The sequence below is a fragment of the Alphaproteobacteria bacterium genome (assembly GCA_030680745.1).
Classification (GTDB): Bacteria; Pseudomonadota; Alphaproteobacteria; order JAUXUR01; family JAUXUR01; genus JAUXUR01.
In genome coordinates this window covers 1-10,805 of the sequence record JAUXUR010000002.1, presented here as the reverse complement: position 1 = coordinate 10,805, position 10,805 = coordinate 1, and the positions used below count along the sequence as shown (strand labels likewise).

Below are 10,805 nucleotides of genomic sequence, written 5' to 3'. Positions count from 1 at the left end.
TAAGAGAGAAAGTGCTCTCTTACATTGAAGAAGGAGGAAAAAAATCTGCAGCAAGTAAATTGTTTAAGATTTCTCGTTCAGCAATAGATGAATGGTTGTTAAGAAAAAAAGTGAGAGGACATTTAAATCCTGATGAATATTATAGACCAGGAAAAATAGATAGCAAAAAGCTTATCAATTACGTAAAAATGCATTCAGACGTACTTCAAAAAGAATGTGCAAAAAAATTTAATGTTACGCAGACAGGAATTAGCAAAGCGTTTAAACGATTAAAAATAACGCGAAAAAAAAGACAAGTCTATACAAAGAACGAGATGAAGTAGCACGACAAAAATTTTTAGAAGAAATAAAAGATATTCCTGTCGAAGATCGTATCTATATAGATGAAAGTGGCGTTGATGAATTTCTTCAACAAGAACACGGCTGGTCAAAAATAGGTGTTCCCATTATTGGTGAAGTTTCTGGCAAAAGATATGCAAGAGAAAGTTTTGTTGCAGCAAAAGTTAAAGATAGAGTTATAGCACCCTTTTGTTATAAGGGAACCTGTAATACAAAGCTTTTTAATTTATGGATTGAAAAGATATTAATACCTTTATTGACTCCTGGAAAAATTATTATTATGGACAATGCAACATTTCATAAATCCCCAAAAACAAAGGAGCTTATTGAAAATGTAGGCTGTACCCTTAAATTTTTACCACCCTATTCTCCAGATCTAAACCCTATTGAAGTTTTTTGGGCTAACTTTAAAGCGTCTTTGCGAAAAATAATAAACAAATTTCAGTCACTTGGTGAGGCTATCGATTATGTTTTTAAATTGTAAAACTTTCTGCAGATATTGCCGTAAATTTGAATATATTGCTTTTTGGCAACTTTGTAGTGTTTTCAAGTTATTCCACTATACAAACATTTTGCTATATGCTTCATTGTAACGTTTTTTTTAGTGTCTAATTTTGTTTATGGCTACACCGTGACAGATCAAGGTATAATCAACAAATATGCACCTAGCCCCTTTGAGTGGACACAAATGGATAATTTAGCTACCTCTGAAGGTGTCGTCTATAATGGAATTACTTATTCTAGACGTCCAGGCATTTCCAAAGCTGAATTTGAAACACACCTACGTGCCCCAGGACAAAAATTCCTGGTAGGGGCTTTTCTGAGTATAGCAAGACCAACAAGAGAAAGTGTTAGTTATAACGCTGATTCAGACCACCTAGATTTAAGATACAGATGGGTAGGGTCAACAGGTACCGTGTATCATATTGATATAATGGCCAAACTTAGCAAAGCAGACAAAGAGGAATTAAACCAACACGCTAATCTCAATAAATATAATATCGAGGTTAATAAAAGATTGGAAAAATTAACGCGTCATCCTAATTATGCTCAACTTCACGGACAAATCATGGCTGATTTAGCGAAAATAATGACGGCACACAACCAACAGGAAATTATTAATTTAAAAACAACCATAGAGGAAAAATTTAGACTGTTAGAGAATTAATACTAACGTATTAATTCTTTTACTATCAATTCACAGCTGTTTAACTTTGTGTTCGATGAATAATGGTGCGCAACGTGTGTTGTTTATACTTAAGAAAGACTTAGCGACACATCCACGTAAAGTTAAGCGGCCATGAGTTTAAAAAACTAAATTCCCCGCATGTTAAACCTAAACAAAATTCCAAAAATTCATCCCTTAAAATTAATGGTGATGGTGAATGGCAAGATTTTATGCCGGATGATACAATTGATCAAGAAACAGCCCTTGGTGAACAACAAGAGCTTCAAAAAAGAAGCGCTCTTTTGGCTGAAGCCATGACTATTTTAAATGATCGCGAAAAACAAATTATTATAAGCCGTAGACTTAACGATACCCCTGAAACACTTGAAGAATTGAGCATAAAATACGGTATTTCACGCGAACGGATTCGTCAAATAGAAGTCAAGGCATATGAAAAAATTCGAGATTATGCTTTGAATGCAGCTGAAGACGATTTGAAAGCTGTTTCTTAGTTTAGTTTATTTTATACTATGATTTTCTATCATAAATACTTCTGAATCCATATAGTGTTTTCGCTTTTAGTTAATAGAATGAACGAAGAACGCCATGTAATCTCTTTCTACATAAGAAACGAATGACGTTCTATTAACCAAAAGCGAAACACTTACATTAGACTTCTTAACACAAACCAGCATAGGAGACACAATCAGGAAGTGGATTATCAACGAATCTACGGGACAAAAAATGAAATTGCTTCGGTTTCACCTCTCCCCTTTGTGGGAGAGGTCGCCGCGCAGCGGCGGGTGAGGGGTATCTCGTTTACAAAGAGCAACACTATCATGCCATAATCTAAGCATTGCCAAACAAATACTCACCTCTCCAAAATTGTAAAATACCCCTCACCCGCTCCCTTTGGTCGCGACCTCTCCCACAAGGGGAGAGGTAAAAAAACCTTCTTTGGAGGGCTTTTGGTAAAAAATTGTTTTCACTTCTTAGAAATAAGTTGCGGCGTGCGAGAGCGGGATAGTTGAAAAATGAGCTTAATTTCATTTTTTGTCCCGTAGATTAATTATCAACCCACCTTTTTTTAAAGATGAATCTTCAATCCCAGTGTTATAGGCAATGAAATAGCAGCTCTATAGGGTTGAAGTGTATTTGTACCTAATGTTTGAACCACATCTTTGCCTGAATATATCTTATGCACTTGATCGCTCGAATACAAACGAGATCTAATACCATTTTTTGTATAATCTGAAGCCCAACGTGTTTCATGATAAGACGTAATACCTAAAATCTCTCCCTTTAAAATAAGTGAAAAACCAAGTGCAAAATTATAATTAAGGCCAAGTTCAGCGCCCGCACTAAAACTTACACCACCACGTAAAAATCTAAAAGAATCTACTTTTGCGCCATCAAAAAGATGGTACATCTGAACGTTGTTACGATAACGTCCACCAAATTTACATCCTAAAAAAGGTGTAATGTCGCTTCCAATATCCGTATAATGCCTTAGGCCTAAATGCAAACCTACCTCATGAAGAGATTGATTTTTTGTTCGAATATTAGCGACTGGTCCTAAGGTGAAATTTGGCGTTGGCTTATGATAAAGCTTTATCGTTTGTCCCTGTGCAAAAACATAATCAGCATCAACAAACCCTTCCAAATCATCCATGATTGCATATGTAATTTCACCTCTGCCTATCACAGGTGCTGCAAAATTTCTGGAAAACGTACGCTGTTTAATGATGATATTGTTATACGTACTGCTATTAACAATCAATGTTGTGCCTGCTTTGCGGGTAAAAAAGTGAGGTGCTATGCCCCCATGAAGTCCAATACCCCACTGCCCTTGTGTGATTGGTCTTTGAGCATTTGTATCAACTGTACTTAAAAGAAAACAGCCTAACAAAGATCCTAAAAAGATTTTTTTAAAGTTCATTTTTGTGTCCTAAAATCCAACGCAACTTTCTTTTTTGATTATGGTAGTAACGATACAAAATGAAGTCAACAAAGGTGCATTCTGAAATAAAAGAAAAAAAACAGTGATGATATAAAGCCACTTATTATATTCAAATGGAACAACCTAAATGGCTTTAAACCTATTAATTACCCTCAACAACAACAGGTGTTGTAGGCGTTGCTTTTGAATGGCCGCTCAACCCAGCAATTAAAGCTGCTGTAAGACCAACTGCAAAAAGCCCTAAAGCAATCCAAGGCAATGAGCTTTCGGCTGTGTAAATAGCTTGTGTTGGTGTTTCTGTTGGCATGCCACCCGTATCAGCAGGATAGTAAACAGGCGGAGGCACTGGTACTGGACGGCGCGGCCCCATATCATGTGCGCCGCCCGCAAAAGCAGGTGCAGTCGTTGTCAAAAAAGTAGCAATCGCAATGGAGGTTATAAAGGATTTTTTTAACATGTTAATTTTCCTTCTCAGAAATCAAGGGGATAGTCGTTTCATTTTCCCAAAACTAGTATTAACTAGTTGTATTTATACTTAAGTAGAACAAGGCTAACAGTAATTTTAAATTCGGTCCAGCATTCCAAGACCCATCTTTATAAATCAACGATACAAAAAAATCACAGTTTGATTCAAGAGCTTGCGCCATAATAAAGCGATTTTATTTGCAATCTCGTGTCTTTTCTTGATATAGATACTGCATTAAGGCATAATGCCCTGGTGGCGGAATTGGTAGACGCGCTAGATTCAGGTTCTAGTGAATGCAAGTTCGTGGAAGTTCGAATCTTCTCCAGGGCACCAAGCAAACACATGTACAAACAATTTAGCCTTAAGGAAATATTCATGGCAATTTTTCACTATGATCATGATCTACCAGCATCCTTTATCCCTTCAGAAATGATTGCTGTTGATTGTGAAGCAATGGGCCTTAACCATTTTCGTGATAGGCTTTGTTTGATTCAGCTTTCTAATGGCGATGGAAATGCACATTTGGTTCAATTTCATTCTACTTATGAAGCGCCTAATTTAAAAAAGATATTAACAGATTCAAATATTCTTAAAATATTTCATTTTGCACGCTTTGATGTCGCTTTATTACAGCAATATCTAGGTGTTTTGACTTTTCCACTTTATTGCACAAAAATTGCATCTAGACTCACCAGAACTTTTTCAGATCGTCATGGATTACGTGATTTATGCAAGGATGTATTAGGTGTCGAAATTTCAAAACAACAACAAAGCTCTGATTGGGGTGCTGAAAAACTGACAGATGCACAACAGCATTATGCAGCCAATGATGTGCTTCATTTACATGCACTTAAAAAACAACTTGATAAAATGCTTCTACGTGAGGGCCGCGCAGAGCTTGCCAAAGCTTGTTTCGACTTTTTACCAGCACGTGCTTATCTTGATTTATCAGGTTGGGCAGAAGAAGATATTTTTCATCATTAATATCAAGGATTTAAAATGGCACTCGCATCAATTAAAACTTCAGAAAATCCTATTTTAGCTGAAGCTAGACGTGTGCTTTTGTTAGAATCGGATGCACTTAAGATGGTCTCCCATTTTTTAGATGCCTCTTTCGCCCATACGATAGATCTTTTAAAAGATATTAAAGGGCGTATTATTTTAACCGGTATGGGTAAAAGCGGTCATATTGCAAAAAAAATTGCAGCAACACTTGCGTCCACCGGTAACGCTTCTTATTTCGTTCATTCAAGCGAAGCAAGTCACGGTGATTTAGGCATGATCACGAATGAAGATGCTGTTATTGCTTTATCTTATTCCGGCGAAACGATTGAACTTTCTAATATTATTGCTTATACAAAACGTTACTCAGTGCCCTTAATTGCGATTACAGGAAGCAAAGAAAGTGCTTTAAGCCAGTCTGCAACTTACGCGCTTATTTTACCTAAAGTTGAAGAAGCTTGTCCTCATGGATTGGCGCCTACAACGTCAACAACAATGATGCTTGCTTTAGGCGACGCAATTGCTATTACACTTATGGCACAGAAAAATTTTACGGCTGATCATTTTCGTGTTTTCCATCCTGGTGGCGCCTTAGGCAAAAAGCTGATTAAAGTGCGTGACCTGATGGAAGAAGCACCCTTGGTAGAAGAAAATACATTGATGCAAGAAGCTATTCTTGTCATGACTCAAAAAAGAAAAGGCTGCGTTGGTATTATTAATAATGTAGGCCAGCTTAAGGGTATTATTACAGATGGCGATCTTAGGCGTCACTTAAGTCCAGATTTATTAAACCAAAAAGCAAATTTAATTATGAATCCTAATCCACGTGTTATTAAACCTGATGTTTTGGCTGTTGAAGCGTTAAAAATAATGAATGATTCAAAAATAACATCTCTTTTTGTGGCGGAGTCTAAAATTCTTGGTATCATACATATACATGATTGTTTAAAAGCAGGTATAGCTTAAAAAGGGAGATGGAATGTCACGTTCTAAACTCAATCAAATTCCAGAACGGGAAGAAGTAGGCCCAAAGCCGAAACCGTCTAATTTAAATAAAAGACAGTTGCGCGCTTTATCAACATCCTCTCAATTTTGGCTTAAAACAGCTAAAAAAGGTTTTTTTATAACCTCATTTTCATTGTTAGTTTTTGCACTTTTTTGGCCAATTTTTAATGCTAAAAATAAAGACCATGATCAAATACACAGATTAAATAATGCACCACCTCGCAAAGAGATGATTCAACCTGTTTTTTCTGGTCAAGATGAAAATTTAAAACCTTATGTTTTGAAAGCAACAAAAGCTATTGTACATCAAGACAAACCAGACCAAAATTTTAATGATAGCGAAATATTTATGGATTTTCCTGATGGTGAATTCTTAAATGAAAAAAATGAAAAAATATTCATTACTGCAGATAAAGGTGTTTATTTGCCTAATGTTAAGTTTTTAAAATTAAATACGAATGTTCATCTTATAACAGAAGATGGTCATGATTTTAAAACATCAAGTGCTGTTATTGATTTACGTGATTCAAGCGCTCAGGGTAATGAACCTGTTAAGGGTTTTGGCCCTCAGGGTGATATTCGTGCAGAAGGATTTCGTCTGACCAATAAAGGCACAAAAGTTACCTTTATTGGTAATAGTCAGTCGCAATTATACGGAAAACATGCTATTGATAATGAATAAACGTAACATTGACCCAATTTAAAGTTGAATGATCGTGAAAATATTATATTTAATGTCCTTTTTTTTATGTGCTTCCCCTATTGTTTTTGCACATGATCTTAGCTTGCAGCAACCCGCTGAATCTGATGCACCTCTTGAAATCTTTGCGGATGAGACAGAATGGGATCGTGAAACAAATCGTGTTATTGCGCGTGGCAATGCGGTTTTACGCAAAAACAATGACCAAATTACAGCGAGTGAAGTGATTGGTTATTTGGAAGAAAAAGATGGAAAAAGACACCTGACGAAGGCTGAAGCTTTCGTCAATGTTGTCATCAAAACGCCTACAAATGAAGTAAAAGGCGAAAAAGGCACTTATTTCACGGAAACAGGGTATATGATTATGGAAGGCCCTCAAATTGTATTGACATCTTCCAAAAATGAAACACTCACAACGCATACGATGCTTGAATATTGGGATTTAGAAAAAAAAGCAATTGCAAAACACCCTGTTACCATTATTCGAGACAAAGACATTGTTAAAGGTGATCATTTAACAGCTTATTTCGCTGAAGATCCAGAAACAAAAAAATCACAATTATCTCGTGCTGATCTTGTGGGCAATGTGGACATTGTGACGCCAACACAAACAGCTATTGGTGACAAGGGTGTGTATACACCTTTACAAAATTTAGCCGTTTTAGAAGGCAATGTTACTTTAACCCAGGATGGGAATGTTCTCAAAGGGGAATGGTGTCAGGCCAATTTTGAAACAGGCCATAATATTTTGCGTAATGCTTTACCTGGAGCTGAAAAAGGCGCGAAACCTGTTTACGCCCTTTTAATGCCAAAATCTAAAACACTTCAAAACACACCTGCTAAGAAAAAGGCCCCATAATGTCACAAGAACAAATTGGTTTAACCGCTAAACATCTGAAAAAATCTTTTAAAAAAAAGATGGTTATTAAAGATGTTTCTATTTCTTGTAAAAGGGGTGAAGTTGTAGGTCTTTTAGGCCCAAATGGCGCGGGCAAAACAACTTGTTTTTATATGCTTAGCGGTCTTATTCAACCAGATGCTGGTGAAATTTTATTTGCTAATAATGATATTTCCCATTTACCTTTATATAAAAGATCGCGTCTTGGTATTGGGTATTTACCCCAAGAACCGTCTATTTTCAGAGGATTAACAGCTGAAGAAAATATTCGTGCAGTGCTTGAACTTGTTGAGCCAGATAGCGACCTCCGCGAAGAACGCTTGGAAGAGTTATTGTCCGAATTTTCAATATCGCATGTACGTAAAACGCCCTCGATTGCTCTTTCAGGGGGTGAAAGACGTCGTGTTGAAATTGCGCGTGCACTCGCCACACGCCCTCAAATCATGATGCTTGACGAACCCTTAGCAGGTGTTGATCCTGTAGCCGTTAACGATATACGTGACCTTATTCATCATCTTAAAAGCAAAGGTGTTGGCATTTTGATCACTGATCATAATGTGCGTGAAACACTTTCTATTGTCGATCGCGCTTATATCATTCATGATGGTCATGTGCTTATGGAAGGTACTGCTTCTGAAATCGTACAAAATGACGTGGTGAAACGTGTCTATCTGGGGGAAGGGTTTAAACTCTAACCCTTTTTAAAACTAACCATCCTATGAGCAAATTCGTCGTCAAGGCTTTGCTTCCGGTACTCATGTACAAAGAAGTACATTCCGTTCCGGTTCTCGCCTTTCCTAAACTTTGTCTCATAATCTGGATAGTTTGCTCTAAGGGTGCTGGAGGGTTGCATTTAATAATGCAAAGTCAAAATCTTAATCTACAACAAGCGCAAAGTTTAACGCTTACAAAAGAATTGCAACAAGCGATTAAATTGCTGCAATTGTCGCAGATGGAACTTGCCCAATATATTGAAACAGAGCTTTTACAAAACCCGCTTTTAGAGCTTATTGAAGACAATCAATCACCCGACGAAAATCATGATTCGTCTGAGTCTGAAGGCGACGCAGATCAACTTGATTTTTCTTCAAAAGAATCAACAGAAAAAACGCTTGATACAGATTTCGATAATGTGTGGGAACCAAATTTAAGTCTCACAACCCATACAAAATCTAGTCATTATAGCGATGATTTTGACCATTTTCAGAATCATTTCGAAGAAGAAAGCCTTAAAGATCATCTTTTAAAACAATTATCTCATGGGACTGAAGATCCACTCATTAAAGGCATCGGGTTTTATTTAATTGATCATTTAAGCGAACATGGCTATTTTCATCATGATTTAAATGATATTGCAAAAGATTTGAAAGTTGATATTGAAAAGATTGAAGAAGCGCTAACTCTTATTCAACATTTCGATCCGCCTGGTATTGGTGCCCGCAATCTTGCTGAATGTCTTCGATTGCAACTTGACGATCAAGGATTAATAAACGAAACATCTTTGATCCTTTTGGATAATTTACCACTCATTGCACAAAAAAATTTAAAGGTATTAGAGCAAAAAACCAATTTAAAACAGGAAAAATTAATTGAATGGATTGAAATTATTCAAAAATTAAATCCCTATCCTGCAACATCCTTTGGGTCTATTGAACCACAAACCATCATTCCAGATTTATATCTTATATTACTTCCAACAGGTGATTTTAAAATTGAACTTAATCAAGAAAATTTACCTAAAATTGGACTTAATAAGAATTATTATCAAACACTAAAAACTTCAGTTCTTAAAACTGATGATAAAAATTTTGTTCAAAATGCGTATCAAAATGCTTCTTGGCTTATGAAAGCGATTGACCAACGTGCAACAACTTTAGTGCGTGTTGCCGAACAAATCGTCAAACATCAATTTGCTTTTTTTCAACATGGTCTATCACATTTAAAGCCATTAATATTAAAAGAGATTGCAGAAATTACAACTTTACACGAAAGCACAATTAGCCGTGTCACAACCAATAAATATATGGCAACGCCGAACGGTATTTTTGAATTAAAATTCTTTTTTTCAAGTTCGCTTCAAAATGCTTTTGGTGATCAGGATATTTCGTCAGAATTTGTGCGTCAACGCATCAAAAATTTAATCCAAAATGAAGTTTTTCCAAATATTCTTGCTGATGACACATTAGTGGGCTTGCTTCAAAAAGAAGGTATTACCATAGCGCGTAGAACAGTTACAAAATATCGTGAATCAATGAATCTTCAATCGTCAATTGTTAGACGTCAACAAAAAAGACCTTTAACGCAAACGGGATAATTCAAAAATCTACCATTCGACAAAACCAATGGTATACGCGCGACTTGTTCGCGGAATCCTTGGCGTAGAGAAAGAATGAGGAGCGAAGTGTAGTCCCTTTCAATCTACCGGACAAAAAATATAATTTTAATGAGAAATCTACCAACAACTAAGCTATTTCCTTGAACCAATGAAAGTCCAGAGGACTCGAATGCGGATTCAGAAAAACAAATAATAATTAAATAATAATAATTTTTTTTACTTAATTTGCACATGAATATAATTCATATTTTATATGAATTATATTCATATATCTTATTGCAATTAATAATAAAAATTGTGTTAAAAAAGAATTAAAATAACTATATTTTATTAAATATTTTCTATAAAGTGAATTTACCACTTAAACAACCCCCGGACAATGCAATGAAATATATAAAATTACTTTTTTTAACTTAAATTATTTTTACAAACACTCATGTACATGCCGTTAAGTACAAAATGAAAATTGAACAACATACTGATCCAGTTGAAAGAATACTTCCCTTTAAGTATAAAGCTTTTGCAACAAAAGATAAAAATCTTGAACCTGGCGCTAAGGTTGTTAATGTTTATCAACAAACTTATTTTATTTTAGAAGCAAGCAACACAAATTTCGATTATGCCTTTTTAGGGCCTTTATCTCCTTGCATTGGCATTATCGTTAGAGATCCTTTAACATCCACAATATTAGTTGCACATAAGGATCTATATATAGGTATATCTTCTATTGAAGCATCTATTCGTGCTCTAAATAATATTAACAATCTAAACGTTCATTTATTTACCTGTTCTATGGGGGAACGTTATGATAAATCATAGTACACGACACTTTTAACCAATTAAATCTATAACAAATGCTAGCAAAAAATTAACATAATTACATCGATTTATTTTTTCAAATGAAATATTATTTTTTATAAAATCAATACCAT

At 35.5% G+C, this 10,805-nt stretch carries 12 protein-coding genes and 1 tRNA gene; 11 read left to right on the top strand and 2 right to left on the bottom strand.

Annotation, left to right across the window (positions count from 1 at the left end; translation table 11 throughout):
* The 3 genes from Q8L85_00225 to Q8L85_00215 all read left to right on the top strand — a co-directional run.
* Positions 1-323: IS630 transposase-related protein (locus tag Q8L85_00225; protein ID MDP1723113.1), on the top strand; the 323-nt coding region annotated here is incomplete at its 5' end.
* A gap of 647 nt (positions 324-970) precedes the next feature.
* Positions 971-1,507: a hypothetical protein gene (locus tag Q8L85_00220; protein ID MDP1723112.1), complete on the top strand. Its 537-nt coding sequence runs from the start codon at positions 971-973 to the stop codon at positions 1,505-1,507.
* A gap of 230 nt (positions 1,508-1,737) precedes the next feature.
* Positions 1,738-2,019: a sigma factor-like helix-turn-helix DNA-binding protein gene (locus Q8L85_00215; GenBank protein MDP1723111.1), complete on the top strand. Its 282-nt coding sequence runs from the start codon at positions 1,738-1,740 to the stop codon at positions 2,017-2,019.
* A 575-nt stretch (positions 2,020-2,594) separates the two neighbouring features.
* On the opposite strand, the gene Q8L85_00210 is transcribed toward Q8L85_00215, so the two are convergent.
* Positions 2,595-3,446 carry a hypothetical protein gene (locus tag Q8L85_00210; GenBank protein ID MDP1723110.1) on the bottom strand — a complete coding sequence of 284 codons (852 nt, stop codon included), beginning with the start codon at positions 3,444-3,446 and terminating at the stop codon, positions 2,595-2,597.
* 163 nt (positions 3,447-3,609) lie between these two features.
* Positions 3,610-3,924: a hypothetical protein gene (locus tag Q8L85_00205; protein MDP1723109.1), complete on the bottom strand. Its 315-nt coding sequence runs from the start codon at positions 3,922-3,924 to the stop codon at positions 3,610-3,612.
* A 255-nt stretch (positions 3,925-4,179) separates the two neighbouring features.
* Here Q8L85_00205 and Q8L85_00200 point away from each other — a divergent pair.
* The 8 genes from Q8L85_00200 to Q8L85_00165 all read left to right on the top strand — a co-directional run bounded on the left by Q8L85_00200 (position 4,180) and on the right by Q8L85_00165 (position 10,692).
* Positions 4,180-4,266: transfer RNA gene (locus Q8L85_00200), tRNA-Leu, on the top strand.
* Between the two features lie 42 nt (positions 4,267-4,308).
* A complete protein-coding gene (locus tag Q8L85_00195) occupies positions 4,309-4,917 on the top strand; it encodes a ribonuclease D (protein ID MDP1723108.1) in 609 nt (202 codons plus the stop codon).
* A gap of 15 nt (positions 4,918-4,932) precedes the next feature.
* Positions 4,933-5,901 carry a KpsF/GutQ family sugar-phosphate isomerase gene (locus Q8L85_00190; GenBank protein ID MDP1723107.1) on the top strand — a complete coding sequence of 323 codons (969 nt, stop codon included), beginning with the start codon at positions 4,933-4,935 and terminating at the stop codon, positions 5,899-5,901.
* Between the two features lie 13 nt (positions 5,902-5,914).
* Positions 5,915-6,622 carry an LPS export ABC transporter periplasmic protein LptC gene (gene lptC, locus Q8L85_00185; protein ID MDP1723106.1) on the top strand — a complete coding sequence of 236 codons (708 nt, stop codon included), beginning with the start codon at positions 5,915-5,917 and terminating at the stop codon, positions 6,620-6,622.
* A gap of 34 nt (positions 6,623-6,656) precedes the next feature.
* Complete coding sequence (locus Q8L85_00180; protein ID MDP1723105.1) at positions 6,657-7,499, top strand: LptA/OstA family protein; 843 nt, start codon at positions 6,657-6,659, stop codon at positions 7,497-7,499.
* Entirely contained in the window at positions 7,499-8,233 is a 735-nt protein-coding gene (gene lptB / locus Q8L85_00175) for an LPS export ABC transporter ATP-binding protein (protein MDP1723104.1), read from the top strand. Before Q8L85_00180 ends, lptB begins: the two co-directional genes overlap by 1 nt.
* 164 nt (positions 8,234-8,397) lie before the next feature.
* Complete coding sequence (gene rpoN / locus Q8L85_00170) at positions 8,398-9,852, top strand: RNA polymerase factor sigma-54 (GenBank protein MDP1723103.1); 1,455 nt, start codon at positions 8,398-8,400, stop codon at positions 9,850-9,852.
* A gap of 480 nt (positions 9,853-10,332) precedes the next feature.
* Positions 10,333-10,692, top strand: coding sequence for a hypothetical protein (locus Q8L85_00165; GenBank protein ID MDP1723102.1), 360 nt, complete (start codon positions 10,333-10,335; stop codon positions 10,690-10,692).
* Positions 10,693-10,805 lie beyond the last annotated feature (113 nt).

Coding starts and splice junctions, on each gene's coding strand:
- lptC (MDP1723106.1), top strand. CDS start 5,915: ATGTCACGTTCTAAACTCAATCAAATTCCAGAACGGGAAGAAGTAGGC.
- Q8L85_00205 (MDP1723109.1), bottom strand. CDS start 3,924: ATGTTAAAAAAATCCTTTATAACCTCCATTGCGATTGCTACTTTTTTG.
- lptB (MDP1723104.1), top strand. CDS start 7,499: ATGTCACAAGAACAAATTGGTTTAACCGCTAAACATCTGAAAAAATCT.
- Q8L85_00195 (MDP1723108.1), top strand. CDS start 4,309: ATGGCAATTTTTCACTATGATCATGATCTACCAGCATCCTTTATCCCT.
- rpoN (MDP1723103.1), top strand. CDS start 8,398: ATGCAAAGTCAAAATCTTAATCTACAACAAGCGCAAAGTTTAACGCTT.
- Q8L85_00165 (MDP1723102.1), top strand. CDS start 10,333: ATGAAAATTGAACAACATACTGATCCAGTTGAAAGAATACTTCCCTTT.
- Q8L85_00215 (MDP1723111.1), top strand. CDS start 1,738: ATGCCGGATGATACAATTGATCAAGAAACAGCCCTTGGTGAACAACAA.
- Q8L85_00210 (MDP1723110.1), bottom strand. CDS start 3,446: ATGAACTTTAAAAAAATCTTTTTAGGATCTTTGTTAGGCTGTTTTCTT.
- Q8L85_00190 (MDP1723107.1), top strand. CDS start 4,933: ATGGCACTCGCATCAATTAAAACTTCAGAAAATCCTATTTTAGCTGAA.